Origin of the sequence: Paenibacillus sp. WLX1005, assembly GCF_046603685.1 — a bacterium.
In the GTDB taxonomy this organism is placed as follows: Bacteria; Bacillota; Bacilli; order Paenibacillales; family Paenibacillaceae; genus Saccharibacillus.
In genome coordinates this window covers 523207-544360 of the sequence record NZ_CP176756.1, presented here as the reverse complement: position 1 = coordinate 544360, position 21154 = coordinate 523207, and the positions used below count along the sequence as shown (strand labels likewise).

Sequence of the window (21154 nt, the reverse complement as noted above, 5' to 3'; positions counted from 1 at the left end):
CTACAGTAGAAATTCTCTAAAAACATAATTGCACAAATAACAAGAACGCCTTTCGTTTTGCATCCGAAGGCGTTCTTGTTGTTTTCATTATGAGTATATGATGTGATTATCGTATAGTCTGATCTAACTAGCGATTCAGTTCTTGATAGTATCCTGATCGAAATACTCTTCAAGCGTTAACCCCTTGGCAGTAACATCCTCAGCCAGATCTTTGCCGATATAGCGGATGTGCCACGGTTCCCACGTATAGCCGGTTTTGGATTCGCCATTCTCGGTGTAGCGGATTACGAAGCCGTAGTCCGGTGCGTTCTTTTTCAGCCATTTGCCTTCGGCAGTTGCACCGAAGCTCTGTTCCAGTCCATAGCCAATGCCGGGACCGGAGACGTCGATTGCAAGCCCTGTCTGATGCTCACTTGTACCCGGACGCGCGCTGACGCGATCGGTATACGCTTTGCCTTTGGTCGCCACATTGTTATTGTAAATGGCAACCTGGCGTTTGTAGGAGCGATAGCCAGAGACGGCGCGCAGATCAAGCCCTTCTTTTTTCGCTGCGGCAAACAATTGCTCTAGCGCTGCGGCTGCCTTTTTGCGCATATGACTTTTTTCAAGAACACCGTCATAGGAAAAGGCAACGTCAGGCACGACCAGATCAGGCGGTACGTAGCCGTCGGGCAAGAAACGTTCCTTGTTGGCGATTACGGTGAGCGACTCTGGATTGGTCACGACCATTTTGCCGTCCTTTTTCTCAATCGTGGATTGCAGTGAGCTGTCTTCACGCTGCTGAATCAGGGATGCGGCATCGCTGCTTGCATCGGTACTACTACTCTCGTTCGAACCTGATGTACCGCTGTTGCTAGTCGCATCGCTGCTTTGTCCGTTATCCGAAGACGAACCACTGCTGGACGCGCCTGTTTGTGTTGTACCGGTATTGGAGCTACTATCTGTTCCACTGGCGGCATTGCTATCGGAACCAGTGGTACTGTTGTTCGTACTGTCCGTAGCATTGCTCGTTTCACTGTCATTGTCATTATTCCCGTTATCTGTCTGTTGAGTGCCGGTTGTACTAGATGCTTGTCCGCTGGATGCCGTCGGTTGCGTTCCCGCACAACCAGCGAATACGAGCCCGGACATTAGCACGCCCGCAGGTAGCGCCCATTTCCATGATGATTGCTTTTTCATGTAAAGTCTCCTTTGTGATTGAACTGCCCTGGAAATAAATAGAGCCGGCTGTTAACTGCTCCGGCTCCTTTCCTACATTGCAATACATACCTCTGTCGTCTTAACGCTGAACTCTGAAACAGCTGAAATCTCGAAAATGCGGAATGTGAACTGGCGGTGCAGTCTACTTTTTGCCTCGTTGGGCAGTCAGTTGACGTTGCTTGATTCGTTCGGCAACACGGCGACGAATCTCTTCGTACCCGTCCATCGCCGGTTTCACTTCTGGTACAATTCCTCCGACTTGCGGCAGCTGCTGCTTGTCTTCGCCATCTGTGCCGAACACGGGCGGCGACTTGATAGCTGGTTGCCAGACGATATCCGCCTGATCCAGATACGCCTGTACATCGGCCAACCCTTCGCCCACTTGATGCAGATTGCCCGCAGCAGCAGCTTCAGCAAGCAGACTGCCCAGACTTGGCTCGTCGGATAACGATGTCTCTTCCTGTTCCTCCTCCTGCCCATCGGCAGAAGGCAATGGAGCAGCTGGCATATCGTTACGCCAGCATGTCCACACCTGTTCAAGCACCTGCTCACACGTTCGTCCTGCCAGTGTCCAGGCAAGCAGCGGTTGCTGCTCGAGCACAGACTTTATTTTATCCAATACGAATACAACGGAATCATCATCCAACTGAGCAGCGGATATTACCTCTGTCCACGATGGACCAGCTTCTCCAATGTACGGGGTAAACGATAGCAACTTGTGCGAGATCGTAGTGTCTTCTTCCTGTCCGACCAATGATTGCAGACTGAGAATAGCCGGCGCCTTGCCGGAAGGTGCAACATCTTCGCCAGCAGCATCAGGGTCACTGGACAGTAGCAGATGCAACTGAACCGCAGACATGCTGAGCTGCTCCATCATACGCTGAAGTGCTGCCGGTTCTGGTGGCTCTACTTTTATTGTAACCGATACAGGTTCCGAAGTAGAAGTTTGGCGCACTGTCGCCTGAATCTGTCCCGGCTCTATGCCGTATTGCTCCAGTATCCATCGCTCGCTGCTCATTCTTCAGTCCCCCATTCTGCCGCTTGCAGGGAAACGAGTTGCTTCAGTTCCTCGTCCGACATTTCGGTCAACCACTGCTCCCCAGCACCGACTACCTGCTCAGCCAATGTTTTCTTACTTTCGATCAATTCGTCGATTCGTTCTTCCAACGTACCTTGACAGATTAGCTTGTGCACCTGCACATTGCGCTGCTGTCCGATTCGGAAGACGCGATCCGTTGCCTGATTCTCAACCGCGGGATTCCACCAGCGATCATAGTGGACAACATGGTTCGCCCGAGTCAGATTCAAACCGACGCCGCCTGCCTTGAGCGACAAGACGAAGATCGGTGGTCCTTCTCCTTGCTGGAACAAACGGATCATCTCGTCGCGGCTTGCCTTACTCACACCACCATGCAGGAAAAATGGCTCCTGTCCGTAGTGACGTCCCAGTCGCGAAGTCAGCAGTTCACCCATCTCTACGTATTGCGTAAACACGAGCGCCGCTTCCCCGCTATCGCGAATCATATCCAGCAATTCGATCAGACGTGCCATTTTGCCAGAGCGTTCTTGCTTGCCTGTATCGCTTCTGCCACTGCTACCGATCAGAAATGGATGATCACAAATCTGCTTGAGCTTGGTTAGCGATGACAAAACGATCCCTTTACGAGTAATGCCTTCGCTATTACTCATACGTCCGAGCATATCGGATACGACATTCTGATACATGCCTGCTTGTTCGACGGTCATATAACAGTACGATTTCAACTCGATCTTGTCCGGCAGATCGCGGCGGATGTCCGGGTCGCTTTTGAGACGACGCAGCATGAACGGCGCTACCAGCTTACGCAGCGTCGATAATTTGCCTTCCGTTTCCGGTCCACCTGCTGCGTTATATGTCTGACGGAAACCCGACGCAGTGCCGAGATACCCCGGATTCAAAAATTGGAAAATCGACCACAACTCGCTCAGACGATTCTCTACCGGTGTACCGGTCATCGCAATGCGATGCGGCGCATTCAGCTTCATGACGCTCTGCGCCTGCTTGGTACGATAGTTCTTAATATATTGAGCCTCATCCAGCACAATGGACGACCATTCCACCTGACGCAAATCTTCACCATCGCGTCCAGCGAGATGATACGTCGTGAGTACGATATTGTGCGAACGTGCTTCATTGATAAATTCCTGTCCACGCGGACGACGGCTACCGTGATGAATATACATTCTCATCTCCGGCGAGAACCGTTCCAGCTCACGCTGCCAGTTGCCCAGCAGTGAAGTCGGACAGATAATAAGACGCGGTGCAGTCGCTGGTTGATCCAACATGCAGGTGATAACCTGCACCGTTTTACCAAGACCCATATCATCCGCCAGACATGCGCCAAAGCCAAGATCGCGCATCGTAGCGAGCCACTGGAAGCCGCGCTCCTGATACGGACGCAGCGTACCGTGCAATCCTTCTGGCACTTCACGCTTCGGCAGATTGCGCCATGCGCTGCCATCCATCAGATTGCTCAGCAGCGGATTACTTTCAATCTCAAAAATATGCAATCCGTTCCACAGCGCATCCTGTTCCTCGGCATAAATATGCATCAACTCGTTAAACGAAATCTCGCCTTCCTCATGACGACGGATAAAACGTAGCACCTGCTTGATCTCGTTCAGATCTACTTCGACCCAGCCGCCATCCAGCGGAATGATCGGTACGCCGTTTTTGACGATCTCTGCCAGTTCGGTAGCAGACAATGTTTTGCCATCCAGTACAGCTTGCGGCTCAAATGATACCATCTGCTCCATACCTAGTCGCGAATGTTCATTCGGGTTACGCTTTTCATGTGGCTGTGCGGTTTTTACTTTTAGCTTCAGACCGGTGCGGCGCTTGCCTTCCCGTGTCCAGCGCGATGGAATCTGTACTGCAATGCCCGCTTTGCGCAGGCGCGGCACATCTTCCTTGAGAAACGTATACACATCCGCCGCTTCCAGCATACCGCCGACCGGATGCGGATGATCAATCCAGAAACGGACAATGTCGGAGCACTCTGATGCGCGTCCTAGCTGAATGAGCATCGACTGCTGCACCCGCTCATACGTCCGTCCGCGTACTACCAGACGAGATTCTTCATGCCGCCACAATAGTGCAGCTGGCAGCAAGACTGCCGGATCAGATTCATCGCCTGCCCAGAAGGACATACGCCATTCCTGTAGCGCTGGCGGCAATGCATCGTTGTAACTGCCCGGTTCGCTTGCCGCTGGCGGTTCCAGCCGCACAACGAGTGACAATTCGCCATGAGTATCAGACGAGCTGCCCGCTTCCGGCATAGGAACTTCCGCTCCGTTATGTTGACGAATCTCCGCTTCAAGTTCCGCCATATCCTCGGCTGTGCCCTGTACTGCCAACTCAGCAGATGCGTCGAACAGCGTGTTCCACCACAGATGTGCCTGCGGCGACGAACCACGGCGATAATTCGCCTGATACATGCGGAATTTGCCATAACCTGCATCCCGCAGCATCCGGCGCACTTCGGCATCCATCATCGCAACGAGGAACGAATGCAGCACTTCGGCGCGTGCGCGCGAAGCAACCGGTGGCTCAGATGAGGAAAAGAGCGACAATGCCGACAATCCGATCATCGGAATCGCCTCCGCCAGTTTGGCAAACATCTCGCGATCTTCACCTACTAACAACGGCTTCCATACGCCATGCAGTGACGCTTGCGAGCTGCGTCGTCCGGTACCGGCAACAATTTTGCTATCCGGTACGATTTTGCCTTCGCGCAGCAATTTCTCTGCAAACCGGGCGACGGTTTGCCAGTATTTCATCTCGCTACCGGGCGTAATGCCCTGCGAGGTAATGACTTGTTCATCCCAGGATAGCAGCAGATCATATGCCTGCTCCGCAGACAGGGCAAGCCCCTCCACCATGCGTCCGGGCAATCGTTTATTACGTCCAGCACGGCGTGGCACCGGTTCTTTGGATGTATTGACCGGGCCGGATTTCAGCTCCGCCAATCGCAGACCGGATTGCGCAAACGGGCGCGTGCCTGCTGGCAATTGCACACGGCGCATAACTTTCATCCATGCGTCTACCTTCGGCTCCGACATTTCGCCGGAAAAACAGAAAAATACGTCTCCAATCCATATTCCATATAACGGTTGATCCATCATCGTCTCCCGTCCATCTTGGTCAAATCTTTGCGATCGTTGTAATTGGTATTTGTTTTCATTACAGGGTTTCCCTTTCATCGCCTGTTCGTAATCCACAGACTGCTGTCGGTCCTCTGTTCCTTTTCCTGCCCAATAGAACGAACAATACGCCCAGAACAGGTATCTTATCTATTATAAGATTGCTTGTGCAAAAATACCATCCCTGCTTTATTTGTAAAGCTGTGCAAATCGCGTTCTTGCGCGTAAAAATCAATATCCGACATCCTATCGTTATTCTTCTGTTGCGCCTTATTTTGAATATATGTCATCAGCTTCATCCTAATCAGAAAGGATTGCAATCATCGTGAAAAGAGTACGGTATATGGAAATCGGTTATAATAACGCCAGACCCTGTACGAGTATGACCGATGAGCACTATTCGTTCTACCGATCTTCTATAGTAAACCAATGGAAAGGATGAAGTTGATGTTGCACAATTCTCCTCTGCTTGAAGTGATCGCTACCAGCCCGGAAGATGCGATTATCGCCGAAGCCGCTGGTGCCAACCGGATTGAATTAATATCTGCCCAATCCGAAGGCGGGCTAACGCCCAGTCTTGGGATGATCCAAGAAGTTGTCTCCTCTGTCTCTATTCCGGTACATGTGATGCTGCGTCCGCATAGCCGTAATTTTCGTTATGAAGTCGGCGAGATCAACAGCATGCTGCGCGATGCGCAATTGATCGCCAATACGGGAGCGGCTGCGCTTGTGCTGGGCGTGCTGGACGATGCACAGCATGTGGATACGCAAGTATTGTCGCGCCTGCTGTCAGCAGCGCCAGACATCAAAGTGACATTTCACCGTGCCATCGATGAAGCGGCGGACATTCGCGAGGCGATCATAACGTTGAGTCAGTATCCGCAGATTACGCGCATTCTAACGTCTGGCGGACACTCGTCAGTGCTAGATGCGGCAGATGAATGGTCTTCCTTGCAACAACTGGCAAAGCAGCATCATATTACGCTGCTTGCCGGGGCAGGGCTGACGCTGGATACGCTGGGTGACTTTGTCCGTCGTACTCGTGTACGTGAAGTGCATCTGGGCAGTGCGGTTCGGTGCGAGGGAAATATTGCATTGCCGCTTGATCCACAACGCATTCGGCAAGCACGACAGATTCTGGATGAAGCCCATACCCCACTTTGATCGTAAACAAGTGCTCTTCATTTCGCGCTACAACACAAACATCCCCTTCCGTTCCACCACGAGCTATTCATCGTAAGCAGATGATTGGCTTGTTGGTGTATTCGGAAGGGGATGTTGAAATCGTCATGCTGGAAGGGACACGTTACAGTGAACACACGCTGCCATTGTATCCGTATATCTATTCTCTCTTTATTCTCGCTCGATCTCTATCTTTTTCTAGCCTTGCGCACGCATCTGAAGTGCGTAACGCTGCATCGCAATACGCGCTGCGCCAATCATACCGGCATGATTACCGAGCAATGCCGGTTCCAGTCGCACCGGTCTACCGCCCAATTCGTCGATGCGCTGATTCAGTAATTTCCACCATGTTTCACGTGTAACAATGATGCCGCCGCCGATCACGATTGCCTGCGGATCGAAGATCTGATCCAGATTGATGATCGTGCTGGCAAGATCGTTTAGCCAGTTATCGAGAATATACCGTGCGCTACAATCGCCACGGCGCGCGTACTTTAACAGTTCGCGCGATGTCCAGCCCGGCTGATGCTGATACGCCAATCGGTTCAGCGCTTTGCCGGATACATATTGTTCCACACAGCCCTTTTTGCCGCAATTGCACTGTACGCCGCCCGGATGGAGAATCATATGCCCCAGCTCGCCTGCACCGCCATATTGTCCAGAAATAATCTCTCCGTAATGCACCAGCGCACCGCCAACACCAGTTCCAATCGTCAGCATAATCCACGAATGAATATCTGCCGCTGAACCGATCCAGTCCTCGCCTGCCGCTGCCGCATGGGCATCGTTCACAGTAAATACCGGCAAACCAGTCATTTCCGATACTTTCTCCGCCAGATGCAGACCTTTCCAGCCAGGTAGATTATCGGTCGCGTCGATGACGATGCCACTCTCGCGGTCGATTCGTCCCGCCGAACCGATGCCGATTGCCTTAACGGTAATAATATTTTGCTTCACTCGGTCATAAACGATGCTTTTCAATTCATTGGCGATATACAGCACTCGACCTAGTACATGTTCTGCGCCCTGTTCCGCCTGAGTGGGCAACTCCATGCGTTCGATCATTTGTCCGCTGTCGCTGACGAGTGCCCCTTTAATTCCTGTACCGCCAATATCGATTCCGATCCAGTATGATTGCATATCCATCATCTCCATGAGTGCATTGATTGTATAAGTAGATACAGCTTGATTCGCCATACTGTAAAGCGTCCATCATCGTTCATGTAAGGTACTTGCGCGAATACTACTGTAAGATATTTGGCTGAAGCAATCATCACTTGGGATTGCACCTCGCGTTTGCAGATGACCAACGCTGACATGAGTATAAAGGATTATGTAATTCCGTAGGGTTCTCCATGTTTATCGATATTTTATCTGTAAAAGATTATACCATCTGCACAAATAAGCACCAGAATCCGCGTATCGCGTCCTTTTCTCCGTGCGCAGCACGCTAAATCGCTTACGCGGCTTGAAATGGGGAAAAACCGCCTTTCGGTATCCCTCCGAAAAAGCGGTTTTTCCTGAACTGCTGCCTATGCAGGCTGAATCCTCATCGTGAATAAATGTGTCGTTTACTGGACGCTATATTACACTTTCAGCACGAGTTCATCCAGCTTGCGATCTTCGATTTGAATGAGAATATCGCCGCTGTTATCGTCGATGCTCCAACCGATTTTGCCTTCTGCCAGATCATCGAGCGAGATGCGTTCGAGCTGTTCTACACTAGAAGGCTTGAACGCGGGTTGACGCAGAGTGAAGCGCAGGTGCTGACGTTTCGGTACATACGTGTCTTCCATGTATTGAATCATCAGGCGCAGCGAATCTTGCTGACCTTGCGCACGGATATACAGCTTGGACGTTTTGCCACTCTCATAAGCAAATGTCTCGCCGTCATCCTCATACAATGTATATTTAACGTCAAAGTCCGGGTTTGTATCCGCACCATACAGATGGAAGGTGACCACATCGTCGGAATCATGATCGCCGCTATATTGATACAGCGCCCCTTCCGCCACAATCGCTCCGGCACGTACATACATCGGCAACACGTCCAGCGGCGCATCCGCCAGAATCGTACGTCCACCTTCATGCTTCTCGCCTGTCCAGTAATCATGCCATACACCTTCCGGCAAATAAACGCTACGATAATCCGTATCCGGGCGATATACTGGCGCGATAATAACATCCGGTCCGAGCAGAAATTGATCGCACAGATTCGTCACTTTCGGATCATTCGGATATTCAAGCAGCAACGGGCGCATGATCGGCATACCTGTCTGGGACGCTTCATAGAACAAATTGTACAGATGCGGCATCCAGCGGTAACGCAGACTAATGTACTCGCGCAGAATCTCCTCTACCTGTTCTCCAAATGCCCACGGCTCCTGACGCGTCGTACCGAGCGCCGAATGGTTACGGCAATACGGGAAAAAGACTCCCATCTGTGTCCAGCGTACTAGCAATTGTGCCGACGTATGATGAGCAAAGCCGCCAATGTCCGGTCCAGCAAACGGCAATCCAGACAAGCCCATATTCAGCACCATCGGAATCGCCATCGCCATATGCTCCCAGAAGCTGCGGTTATCGCCTGTCCAGATCGCTGCATACCGCTGGATGCCCGAATATCCGGCACGCGTTAGCACGAACGGACGACGCCCGTTCATATGCCGCTTCATTCCTTCATACGTCGCACGCGACATCAGCATTCCGTACAGATTATGAATCTCCTCATGTGTAACCGGATCGCCATCGTTCAGATGCATCACGTCTGGGTCCATCGTTTTCAACTCATTAAAAATCGCCGGTTCGTTCATATCATTCCAGATGCCGTCGATCCCGAGCGAAGCATAAAATTCATGCAGATCGCCCCACCATTGCGATGTGCGCGTCTCCGTAAAGTCAGGAAACGCACTCGTACCCGGCCATACATCGCCAAAATAAATATCGCCTTCCAGATGACGACAGAAATGTTCCTCCTGCACACCTTCACGATAAATACGATATTTAGGATCTTTTTTCACGCCGGGATCGACAATCGGCACGATCCGTATGCCCATCTCACGCAGCTCTGCCAGCATTTCTTTTGGATTGGGGAAACGAATCTGGTCAAACGTGAATACGCGGTATTCATCCATATAATGAATATCCAGATAGATCACATCGCACGGAATCTGCTTGTCGCGGAATTTGTGCGCCAGATCCATCACTTCCGCCTGATTCATATAGCTATACCGGGACTGATGATAACCAAGCGCCCATTTCGGCGGCAACGTAATCCGTCCGGTCAATGCAGTATATTGATTGATAATATCTTTGATCTCCGGTCCATAAATGAAATAAATATCGTACGCTCCCGTCATGCAGCCGACCGTATACGCAACACCATGCGAGCGCATATCGAATTCCGAACGTCCCGGGTTGTCGAGGAAAATGCCATACGTCAGCCCACTATGCGTATGGATGAGCAGCGGAATCGATTGATACAGCGCCTCAATCTCCGGCATATGCGGCGCGTAAACGTCTGTATTCCACATCGTATATCGCTCTCCACGCTTATCGAGAAAACTGGACTTCTCGCCCAGACCGTAAAAGTGCGAGTCCTCTTCCATATTAAACAGCGCACTCGTTGCTCCGCGCGGACTCCAGCTCACACTTTCCTGACGAGCCACCTCCACGCCTTCCTTGTTAAACACCGTTAGTGCAAACGTTTGCTTATCTAAGGAAACGATCAGTTCACCCGTACTAAAATTCAAATGACCTTCTGTTTCTTCTACATCCGGTTTGATGATTTCTTGAGATGGCAGCACAGCAATCGTCGTGGTCAGATCAATGACCCCTTCACCAAACACCTTGAAGCGAAACTGCGTCGGCGAGAAAAACACCAGCACCGCTCCCGCCTTCTGACCGTGGCACAGATAGGCGCCATCATATTCGCGCCAGTCGCGTAACTGACCAAACGTATTCCACACTTCTTGTATGACGGGGGCGTCCGCTTTATCGGGGTGTATCGCTTCGCTTGTATCTTCCATCATTGGTTTTCCCTCCATGGCTGGTAATGTGAACTGAGAAACAGATTGATCGTTATCGCTGCATCATGGGCTGTCGCACGGCGAAGCTGCACATTCTATGGGGTTTGGCGTTTGCTCAATCTATACTTTTATATTAAGCTACCTAGCTCCTGTTCAATCTGCTAATTGAAGACAATTATGCTCATTATGTTGCATCATATCATTTGTGCTAACGTTTGCGCAATATTGATTTATACGCTTTGTCTGGCATATTGAGCTTACGAACGAAGTGTATTCATTGATATGAATGTTCACCGTTAATTTTATTCCAAAAGGTACGTTCAGCATAACAGTGAATCTGCCGCTTTAAGTAAAAAAGAGTATCTTTTCAGATACTCTTTTGGGTACCAAGCTATACAAGTCCCACTATACAAGTAAGAGGTTGAACGTCCATTCGATGAACATGCGTACCTAACGCATCAACGCAATTGCAGATTTACCCACTGCTCTTGCATCTGTTGCAGCATATCTTCCTTGCTCAACTCACCAACCAAATACTGCTGCATCGTACTCGCATAATCTTTGCTCAATCCCATTGGGAATTTCGGGAAAATCCATGGCAAGATTTTGCCTGCATCGTTGTAACGAACAATATCCGCACCGATCGGACCGAGCTGCTTGTCGGTAGTCGGGATATTTTTGAATGCTGGTACAAATTTGAATTCATCAGTAATGTAGCGTTTGCCTGTATCGGAAGTCACCAGCCAATTGAGGAAATCCTTTGCTTCCTGCTTCACAGGCGATTGATTGTAAATGACCCAGTTGTTCGGCACACGTACAAACAGACGGTCATTCTCTTCCTTATTGTTATTGATCGGCATTGGCATCAGCCCGATATTCATATTCGGCTTAATACCATCAATCTGTACTTGCGTCCAGTTCCCCTGCTGCATCATCGCAGCTTTGCCATTGGCAAACAGCGTCACCTGCGTATTATAGTCGGTCGTCAGCGGATTCGCGTTACCGTATTTCACCATCAGATCAAGCAGATTGAGCCATTCGTTGAATTTCTCATTGCCCGGAATCTGAGCGGTTCCGTTATCCAGATCCTCAACGAATTGTGTCGGATCTGACTGATGGGCAAATGGAATCGTTACATTGTGATTGCCCAGCACCCACCACTCCTGAAATCCATTGGAAAATGGCGTATAGCCTGCCGCTTGCAGCTTCTCACATGCCGCGCGCAGCTCGTCAATCGTAGTCGGCACTTCGGTAATGCCTACCTTTTTGAAAATATCCTTGTTATAAATAAATCCGTATCCTTCCAGACCGTTCGGCTGACCGTAAATCTTGCCGTCCTTGCTAATCTGGTCGGCGGCACCGTCGACGATGTTTTTCACCCACGGCTGATCAGACAAGTCTTCCAAATACTCCTGCCACAAATTCAATTCTTCATCTCCACCATTGGTGAAAATGTCTGGAATATCGCCCGCCGCAAACTTCGCTTTTAATGAAGCCGCATAATCGGTACCACCACCGACGGACTGAATTTGCAGCTCCACATCAGGATGCTCCTTCTCGTATTCCACTTTCAACTTGGCAAGGGCATCAGCGATCTCAACCTTGCCTTGATAAATACGGATCACCTTTTTCCCACTCGCCGAAGTACTGCTCTGCCCCGAATTGCAACATCCCGCCATGATCAGGGACAGACTGATTAGCAGGATCAGGGAGGTAAGCCACAGCTTGTTCATGCACAGATCCTCCTGTCTTTGAAATGCCGTTTGTTCAAGCCCTCTTCATCATTGCCATGTTTAGCCTTTGACCGAGCCTGCCGTAATGCCCTGAATGATATACCGTTGCAGGAACAGGAAGAAAATAATGATCGGCGTAATACCCAGCACCAGTGCAGGCAATGCCAGATCCCACTGCTTCGTGTATTGTCCGAAGAAGCTATAGGTCGCAATCGGAATGGTACGCAGCTCCGGGCTAGACAGCATCAGCGAAGGCAGCAGGTAATCGTTCCAGATCCACAATGTATTCAGAATGATGACCGTTACGAACATCGGCATCATTAGCGGACAGACGATGCGAAAAAAGACGCCATAGCGATTGGAGCCATCCACCCGTGCAGCCTGTTCAATCTCCAGCGGTACATTTTTCACAAATCCATGGAACAAGAAAACGGACAACGGTGCGCCAAATCCGAGATAGCTGACGACCAAACCAAGCATGCTGTTATTAAGACGATAAGCGCTTGCCATCTCTACCAGCGGCAACATGATCGATTGAAACGGAATAACCATTGCCGCTACGAATACAAAATACAAAATCTGATTGAATTTCGTCGGGCGACGCACCATCTGGTACGCTGCCATCGAGCTGATCAGCACGAGGAATATGTTGCTGAATACGGTAACGATCAATGAATTTTTAAAAGCGGATGGAAAGTCGATCGCTGTCCATGCATCCTTATAATTGCTCCATACAAACTGCTGCGGCCATGCTGCCGAATTAGACAAAATATCGCCGAACGATTTGACCGAGTTGACCGCCAGAAAATAAAACGGTACGAGGAACAACAAGCCCACGAGAATAACAACGATCTCCAGAATCAATGTACGGGCGCTGTATTTGCTTTGTACGTCCATTACATCTCAACCTCCCTGCTCTTGGTAGCACGTACCTGAATACTTGTAATAATGGCAACGATCACGAAGAAGATCACAGCCTTCGCTGTACCAAGTCCGAGACGGTTATTGGTAAACGCTTCATTGTAAATATCCAGTGCTACCGATTCGGTTGCCTTGAATGGCCCACCGCCGGTGAGCGCAAGGTTCAAGTCGAACATTTTGAACGCCCATGAGATTGCTAGGAATAGACAGATTGTCACCGCAGGCATAACGAGCGGTACAACAATATGACGAATAATCTGCCAGCGATTCGCTCCGTCGATCTCTGCTGATTCCAGTACGTCCTTCGGAATATTGTTCAGCGAGGAGATATAGATGACCATCAAATAACCGGCTGTCTGCCATACAAACACGATGACAATGCCCCAGAACGACGTCGCCCGATCACCCAACCACGGTAAGGTAAACAAGCTCAACCCAGTCGCTTCGCCCACAGCAGCAAACCCACGGATGAAGATAAACTGCCAGATAAACCCGAGCAACAGACCGCCGATCATATTCGGCATAAAGAAGATCGTCCGCATAATGTTGCGCGTCCGCAGCGGCTTGGTCAGAATGTATGCCAGTGCGAATCCGAGCAGATTGGTGAGGATAATCCCGACTACCGTAAACCGAACGGTAAACCAGAACGCGTTGCGGAAGTCAGGGTCTTTGGTGAGGATATGGGTATAATTTTCGATACCGATCCAGTTGATGTTTTTGGAGATGCCGTTCCAGTCGGTGAACGAGTAATACAGACCGAGAAAGAACGGAATAATCACAATCAGAATAAAGAAAAATGTAGCCGGGCCTACAAACACAATCTGATGAAGCCACTGCGTTAGCCGTTTGCGGCTGGACGTGCGTGCCGCTCCGCGTGTTCCTGCCGCTACCCTCGTATCATTCATCATGCCAACCCCTTTTCCATTATCATTTGGCGCGGGTGCGTATGTACTGCCGATAGTCGCAGGCACAAGCACCTGCTCTACAATGCGGTTTTCCGTATTGTTATGGGCGAGGCGTTTTGCTGAGCAAAACCACTCAACCGCGGGTGCCGCGCATAGAAGAATGTCGCGCCTCACTCGCAATATATTGTTATATACCCAAAGATTGTAAGCTTGATGACACGATTTGTTCATTTTTTGATAACGCTATCATTGGCGTAGACTCTGGGTTGGGACATTGAATTAGTAGGATGGTCAAGGGGCATGCACACCGTGCCAGAAAATTATGCGGAATTTGTGCGAATTTTCTGTAGGCGATATGGCAAGCAGCGGGTATATAAATAGCGTACTGTCCTCTACAAGCACGATATCTTTTCCATTTAAGGAGGCAATGATGTTGACAAAATTGAATATGTATCGCTGGCTAAATGTACTGGGTATCGTCGGTGTGCTGGTCGTCAATTATATGGCATCCGCATTACGTCTGTTCGGTAGAGATACTGGCGAGATTTCCGATCAATATCCGCTGCAAATTACGCCGTCGGGTTATGCCTTTTCGATCTGGATGGTCATCTATCTGCTACTAATCGGTTTCCTGATCTACCAGTTCCGCAATCAGGAAGACAGCCGGGAATCGGTACAGATTATCGGCCCGTGGCTGATTCTGAATTCGCTCTGTAATATGGGCTGGCTGATGCTATGGCATACGCTGCAACTGGAGATTGCTGTGCTGGTCATTCTGCTGTTGCTGGTGACATTGATCGTGCCGTATGTGCAGATTCGCCGGATTGTACGTCCGACGATGGGACAAATCTGGCTAGTCAAATTACCATACAGTATTTACATGGGCTGGGTATCGGTCGCTACCATTCTTAACATTGGAATCACGTTGTCGAGCAATCAATGGTCAGGCTTCGGAATTGCACCGACTGTCTGGTCAGTCATTGGACTAATCGTTGGCGCGCTACTGGCGGTCGTGATCAGTTATCGGTTTCGGGATAGCATCTATCCGCTAGTGTTCACATGGGCGTATATAGCGATTGCGCTCAAGCATCCAGATATTCAGACGGTATGGTGGACAGGCATGATTATCGCCGTGCTGCTGGCAGCGTACTCGTTGTGGATTTTCTTTGCGAGGAATACGGCGAGGGATTGATAGTATGTAACGTAAATAAAAAAGCTAGAGTCTATAAGACTCTAGCTTTTTTATTTACTACTTAGCATCTTTTTGATTGGCGGCATCAGGTATGACTATGATTCCATATTCCTGCTGCATGTAGATATGAAAGTATTCCGTTTTCGCTTTTCCCAAACGATTATTAAAATAATACAACACTACACCATCTTCTGTAACTCGAAGGCTTAGTGTTATCGTATTGGCTTTATCGTTCTCATTACTTTTAAACTTCAACTTTATAGCAATAATATTATCAGGGTTATTAAGTACGCCAAAACCTCTATTTTTAAAATCTTCGATAGTTTCTGACAAAGGTGTAGTATGTGTCTTGATTATTTTAACAATAGGGTGTCCAACCACTTCAAAGTTTCGATATTCTACTGATACTATATCAATAAATTCATCTTGATCTGCTAATAATAAGCCCAAAACATTTTTAAATTTACCTATTTCATTAGCATTAGCATCGTTACTTTCAACGTATCTTAATCTTAATTTATAAGCATTAGACATTAAAAAACCAGCCAATTTTGTACTATCTTTTTGTACAGAATGTTGATTTAAAATCATACCGTTTCTATTAAACATCATAATAACAACTTTAGTCTCATCACCAAAAATAGTTGTATTTTGTTCAAGTATGTTAGTAGGTTTGTAGTTTCTCTGAACGAATAAAGTAATGTAATCTGATTCGCTCAAAACTTCTAAGCTCCTACTAACGCCTTCATTTCCTTCATTTTTTTCAAATGCTGCAAGTACACTATCAATATCTTCTTCTTTTAAATAAGTTTCAATATTGATTCCTCTTTTTAATATCTGTTCGGCTTTCTCAAATCGTCCTTCATTTTCGTCAGGTACAAGTTTATAACGTTTGATAGCTGCCTTCTCATGACTATCAAATAAAATATAATAAATCATTTTTTTCCAATCTAAGGATAATAATAAAATACACCGAAATAAATCTTTTTTTTCAAAACTACCTAAAACATCTGTTTTCCCTTTAAGAAACTTGCTGTATATTCTATTTTTAGAAAATTGATGTTTATTTTTCAAGAACTCTTGGCATAGTAGTAAGACAATTAAGTGTTTATCATCTGCATATTTTAATGCAAGTTCTGTCCTAATTTGCTCACTAGTTTTCACTTCATCTTCGAAGAGAAATATTTCATTTAAAAGTTCTAAAATTCCATCATTAGATTTTGTTATTTTTTGTAGCATGCGATCTAAAACTCCACTTTCTGGATTTTTAAGAGCATTCCTGATTCGATCTGTATCCACTCTTAGAACATTTTTCCAATAACTCAATTCTACTTCCGGCAACGACTTGATCATTTTTGCGACTTCATTCGACATATTATTACCTCCTTTTACATCATATTATTATCTTTATCTACATAAATCTACACTATTTTTATAATTTTCCTTATAATTACATTACATTAAATATAATTATGAGGATTATATTACTAATATTACTTTTTATAATATATCGTATCCCTTGTAATAATAGTTTATAGCAATTAAATTGGTGAAAATAAAAAAGCAATTTTTCCATATTTAATAGAAAAATTGCTTTTTATCTCGTAATGATTATCTTTCATGTAAATATTCCATTCACACCAAATGGCAAGCCACCTGATGATCCGGTGCTACCTCGCGGAACTGTGGAATCTCCTCTATACAGCGCTGCATGGCAAATGGACAACGCGTATGGAATTTGCAGCCAGACGGCGGGTTAACCGGGCTTGGAATATCGCCCTTTAACACGATCCGTTCGCGCTTCAACCGTGGAATCGGAATCGGCACCGCGGACAGCAGCGCCTTGGTGTATGGATGTAGCGGATGTCTGAACAGCTCATCCCGAGGTGCCTTTTCCACCATCGAACCGAGATACATCACGCCAATCGTCGTACACAGATGCTCGACTACACTCAGATCGTGTGAGATGAACAGATAGGTCAATCCCCGTGTCTCCTGCAAATGGCTGAACAGATTGATAATCTGCGCCTGAATCGACACGTCCAGTGCAGACACTGGCTCATCGGCGATGATCAGATCAGGATTCAGAATGAGCGCACGCGCAATCCCGATCCGCTGTCGTTGCCCACCGGAAAATTCATGTGGAAATCGGTCGATATGATAAGACGACAATCCGCATGATGACAGTACATCCTGTACCCGGTCACGAATCTCATGCTCTGGTGCCAGTCCGTGATCCAACAACGCCTCACCGATCGCATCCCCGATGCGTACACGCGGATTGAGCGAGCTGTACGGATCTTGAAAAATCAACTGCATCCGCGGACGCAATCGGCGCAGTTCCTGTGGCGAGATGTTGTACAGATCGATACCGTCGAAGTGCACGTCACCTGCCGTTTTGTCGGTTAAACGGATGGCAGTACGCCCGACGGTCGATTTGCCGCTACCAGATTCGCCAACCAGACCGAATGTTTCGCCCGGGCGGATGGTCAGGCTGATATCGTCGACAGCTTTGACATGACCGACCGTGCGACTGAGCAGACCGGATTTGACTGGAAAATACGTTTTCAGATTCGTAATCTCCAACAATGGCGTCTGTGAAGATGACGACGATATTGCAGAAGCAGCAGGCAATACGATATCAGACATGCGCAGCAACCTCCTGTTCATACAGCCAGCAGGCGGTCTTCTGTCCGTTATCCAGCTCGCGCAGCGGTGGTTGCTGATTGCGACAAATGTCCATACAGTGCTCACACCGTTCGTGGAAATAGCAGGACTCCTTCAATTCCAGCGGATTTGGTACATAGCCGGGAATCGAATAGAGCGACTCCTTACGCTGGTGAATGACCGGCTTGGAACGCAGCAGCCCTTGTGTATACGGATGACGCGGATGCTCGAACAGCTCCACCACATCGCCTTCCTCCACCACTTTGCCAGAATACATGACGATCACGTAATCCGCCATCTCCGCAACTACGCCCAGATCGTGGGTGATCAGCAGAATCGACATACCGGTATCATCGCGCAGACGGCGCAGTGTATCCAGAATCTGCGCTTGAATCGTGACGTCGAGTGCGGTTGTCGGCTCGTCTGCGATCAGCAGCTTCGGCTGGCAGGAAATTGCAATCGCGATCATAATGCGCTGTAACATACCGCCGCTCAGTTCATGCGGATAAGAACGTACAATTTGCTCCGGTCGGGAAATGCCGACTTCGCTGATCAGCTCCAGCGCTCGTTTACTAGCGGCTTTGCGATTCAATCCGCCATGCACCATCAGCGGCTCGGTTAGCTGTTCGCCAATCGTCAGTACCGGATTGAGCGAGGACATCGGCTCTTGAAAGATCATCGAGATCTCATTGCCGCGAATGGCGCGCAGATGATGCTTGCTCAATTGCAACAGATCCTGTCCTTCAAATTCGATCACTCCACCGGCAATCTGTCCTGCCGGTTCCTCAACCAGTCCCATCACAGACAACGCGGTAATGCTTTTGCCACAGCCGGATTCACCGACGATACAGACGATCTCGCCCGGCTTGACCCGTAGGCTTACATCATCCACCGCACGCACAATACCTTCATCCGTCCGAAACTTGGTTTGCAAATTGCGAATCCGCAATACACTGTCACTCATGCTGTCCACCTACTTTCTCTGCTTCGGATCAAGTACATCCCGCAGCCCATCCCCAAAAATATTAATCGCAATCACTGTAATAAAAATGGAAAATCCGGGCGGTACCCACAACCACGGACGCTCCTGAAAATCAATCATATTGTTCGCCGTATCAATCATATTGCCCCATGTTGGCGTTGGCGGCATAACCCCCAGCCCGAAGAAGCTCAGCACCGATTCACTCAAAATCGCGCCGCCGATATTCAGCGTTGCAATGACGATCAGCAGCGGCACCAGATTCGGCAGTAGATGATGTACTAGCTTCCGCCGATCCCGCAGCCCCAGTACCGTTGTCGCCTGCATAAATTCGCGTTCTCGCAGCGATAACAGCTGCCCGCGAATCATACGCGCCAGCGACGGCCAACCGACAAAGCTCAAAATGAGCATCACGATATACATCCGATAATCCGTCGGCACCTTCCACTCCGACAACAACGCTCCAAAAATAAACAGTAGCGGCAAACTTGGAATCGTCAGCAGCAAATCAGCAATGCGCATAATGATCTGATCGACAATACCGCGATAATATCCGGCAATCGCACCGAGTAGCGTCCCGATAAACACAGACAGAAACATCGAAGCGATGCCGACCGTCAGTGAGATCCGCCCTGCCTGCATGACGCGGGTTAGCACATCCCGCCCCAGTTTATCCGTACCTAGCCAGTGTTGCGCGCTAGGTGCATGATTCATCATCCGCATATTGACCTTGCCGTCCGTATACGGGGAAAACAATGGACCGATAAAACAAATCAAAAACATCAATACAACAACGACAAACCCTACTACCGCCAAGCGATTTTTGATCAGCTTGCGCACCGATTGTCGCCATAATGACGAGCGGGCAACCGTTTTGCTGGCTGCCTTGCCTGTCGCCAATTCTACCTGCACCGAGGGCATAGATTCCCCATCCTTCCTGTGCCTTCTGCTTGCCTGTCGGAGCCTGTCCATTTACAGCTTCACCCTAGGGTCTGCCACATGGTACAAAATATCCGACAGCAACGTACCGATCACCGTCAGTACGGCAATAAACATCGTAAAGCCCATCAGCAGCGGATAATCGCGTACCGTAAAAGACTGCATATACAGCTGCCCAATGCCGGGCCAATTGAAAATACGTTCAATAATGAGCGATCCGCCAAATAGCGCGGGCAATTCAAATCCGACCAGTGTAATCGCAGGCAACAGCGCATTGCGCAATGCGTGCTTGAATAGAACACGGCGCTCGCTTAACCCTTTGGCACGAGCGGTACGGATATAATCCTGCTTGATCACATCAATCATATTGCTGCGGAAGTACCGGGTCAGCGATCCGACACCAAGTAGCGTCATGACGATCACCGGCAGTGTCATATGATCCACAACTTCTACGAAATATGCCATGCCGGTCGCATTGCTACCAGTCGTGACCATCCCGCCGGGCGGCAGCCATTTCCAGTCTACCGCCAAAATCTTGATCAGAAATAGTCCGATAAAAAACGACGGGATCGACATCGCTGCGAATATGCCTACCATGACAATCGTATCAAACCACGAATACTGACGGTATGCGGCGACGACCCCAACGATCACCGCAATCACCCACGTCAAAAAGGTCGATACCGCCGCCAGCAAAAACGAATTCCAAATATACTGATTGAACAGCGTCAGCACCGGCATCTGCTTATCGAGCGAATACCCGAAGTTACCATGAAACGCCTGATTCATCCATGCCGCATACCGTTCCAGCAGCGGCTTGTTCAGCCCGTACAGCTCGCGCAGCTCTGCCTTGCGCTCCGGGCTTAGCTTGATGTTCCCGCTAATAAAGTCGCCCGGCGTCATCGCATACAGTGCAAAGATCAGCAGCGACGCCGCCAGCAGGATGAAGATCGTGTACGACAAGCGACGGATCAGATACGCTCCCATATACATCCCTCCTGCCCTGATGAATGGCGCAGACCGTCAAGATCTGCTTGTAACGAAGTAAGATATTTTGCTTCACAAAAATCATATTTCATTGAACCCCGTGTTTGAAAATCGCAAACACTAGAAGCAGTAAGATATTTTGCTTCGCAAAAATCACTTCTCATTGAACCCCGTGTTTGGAAATCGCAAACACTAGAAGCAGTAAGATATTTTGCTTCGCAAAAATCACTTCTCATTGA

15 protein-coding genes are annotated in these 21154 nt (G+C 48.8%); 2 read left to right on the top strand and 13 right to left on the bottom strand.

Annotated features, from left to right (window positions below; translation table 11 throughout):
* Positions 1 to 135: 135 nt before the first annotated feature.
* The 3 genes from ACE3MZ_RS02240 to ACE3MZ_RS02230 all read right to left on the bottom strand — a co-directional run bounded on the left by ACE3MZ_RS02240 (position 136) and on the right by ACE3MZ_RS02230 (position 5361).
* Complete coding sequence (locus tag ACE3MZ_RS02240) at positions 136 to 1179, bottom strand: D-alanyl-D-alanine carboxypeptidase family protein (protein ID WP_411344935.1); 1044 nt, start codon at positions 1177 to 1179, stop codon at positions 136 to 138.
* Positions 1180 to 1342: 163 nt separating this feature from the next.
* Entirely contained in the window at positions 1343 to 2218 is an 876-nt protein-coding gene (locus ACE3MZ_RS02235; protein WP_411344934.1) for a hypothetical protein, read from the bottom strand.
* Positions 2215 to 5361: a DEAD/DEAH box helicase gene (locus ACE3MZ_RS02230; RefSeq protein WP_411346669.1), complete on the bottom strand. Its 3147-nt coding sequence runs from the start codon at positions 5359 to 5361 to the stop codon at positions 2215 to 2217. Before ACE3MZ_RS02230 ends, ACE3MZ_RS02235 begins: the two co-directional genes overlap by 4 nt.
* Before the next feature lie 468 nt (positions 5362 to 5829).
* Between ACE3MZ_RS02230 and ACE3MZ_RS02225 the strand changes: the two genes are divergently transcribed.
* Entirely contained in the window at positions 5830 to 6546 is a 717-nt protein-coding gene (locus tag ACE3MZ_RS02225) for a copper homeostasis protein CutC (RefSeq protein WP_411344933.1), read from the top strand.
* Positions 6547 to 6762: 216 nt separating this feature from the next.
* On the opposite strand, the gene ACE3MZ_RS02220 is transcribed toward ACE3MZ_RS02225, so the two are convergent.
* The 5 genes from ACE3MZ_RS02220 to ACE3MZ_RS02200 form a co-directional block, all read right to left on the bottom strand.
* Positions 6763 to 7761, bottom strand: coding sequence for an ROK family protein (locus tag ACE3MZ_RS02220; RefSeq protein WP_411344932.1), 999 nt, complete (start codon positions 7759 to 7761; stop codon positions 6763 to 6765).
* Between the two features lie 389 nt (positions 7762 to 8150).
* Positions 8151 to 10595: a TIM-barrel domain-containing protein gene (locus ACE3MZ_RS02215; RefSeq protein WP_411344931.1), complete on the bottom strand. Its 2445-nt coding sequence runs from the start codon at positions 10593 to 10595 to the stop codon at positions 8151 to 8153.
* A 455-nt stretch (positions 10596 to 11050) separates the two neighbouring features.
* A complete protein-coding gene (locus ACE3MZ_RS02210) occupies positions 11051 to 12325 on the bottom strand; it encodes an ABC transporter substrate-binding protein (RefSeq protein WP_411344930.1) in 1275 nt (424 codons plus the stop codon).
* Positions 12326 to 12385: 60 nt separating this feature from the next.
* On the bottom strand, positions 12386 to 13222 hold the full coding sequence (locus tag ACE3MZ_RS02205) for a carbohydrate ABC transporter permease (protein ID WP_411344929.1): 837 nt from the start codon (positions 13220 to 13222) through the stop codon (positions 12386 to 12388).
* Positions 13222 to 14151 carry a carbohydrate ABC transporter permease gene (locus ACE3MZ_RS02200; protein WP_411346668.1) on the bottom strand — a complete coding sequence of 310 codons (930 nt, stop codon included), beginning with the start codon at positions 14149 to 14151 and terminating at the stop codon, positions 13222 to 13224. The genes ACE3MZ_RS02205 and ACE3MZ_RS02200 overlap by 1 nt, the downstream gene beginning before the upstream one ends.
* A 427-nt stretch (positions 14152 to 14578) precedes the next feature.
* On the opposite strand from ACE3MZ_RS02200, the gene ACE3MZ_RS02195 reads away from it, so the two are divergent.
* Positions 14579 to 15343, top strand: coding sequence for a tryptophan-rich sensory protein (locus ACE3MZ_RS02195; RefSeq protein ID WP_411344928.1), 765 nt, complete (start codon positions 14579 to 14581; stop codon positions 15341 to 15343).
* Between the two features lie 57 nt (positions 15344 to 15400).
* Here ACE3MZ_RS02195 and ACE3MZ_RS02190 read toward each other — a convergent pair whose 3' ends face one another.
* The 5 genes from ACE3MZ_RS02190 to ACE3MZ_RS02170 form a co-directional block, all read right to left on the bottom strand.
* Positions 15401 to 16717: a hypothetical protein gene (locus ACE3MZ_RS02190; protein ID WP_411344927.1), complete on the bottom strand. Its 1317-nt coding sequence runs from the start codon at positions 16715 to 16717 to the stop codon at positions 15401 to 15403.
* 261 nt (positions 16718 to 16978) lie between these two features.
* Positions 16979 to 17992 (bottom strand): ABC transporter ATP-binding protein, encoded by a 1014-nt coding sequence (locus tag ACE3MZ_RS02185; protein ID WP_411344926.1) that lies wholly within the window; start codon positions 17990 to 17992, stop codon positions 16979 to 16981.
* Positions 17985 to 18974, bottom strand: a complete 990-nt coding sequence (locus ACE3MZ_RS02180) for an ABC transporter ATP-binding protein (protein WP_411344925.1) — start codon at positions 18972 to 18974, stop codon at positions 17985 to 17987. Before ACE3MZ_RS02180 ends, ACE3MZ_RS02185 begins: the two co-directional genes overlap by 8 nt.
* Positions 18975 to 18983: 9 nt before the next feature.
* Complete coding sequence (opp4C, locus tag ACE3MZ_RS02175; protein ID WP_411344924.1) at positions 18984 to 19910, bottom strand: oligopeptide ABC transporter permease; 927 nt, start codon at positions 19908 to 19910, stop codon at positions 18984 to 18986.
* Positions 19911 to 19961: 51 nt separating this feature from the next.
* Positions 19962 to 20915, bottom strand: a complete 954-nt coding sequence (locus ACE3MZ_RS02170) for an ABC transporter permease (RefSeq protein WP_411344923.1) — start codon at positions 20913 to 20915, stop codon at positions 19962 to 19964.
* Between the last annotated feature and the right edge of the window lie 239 nt (positions 20916 to 21154).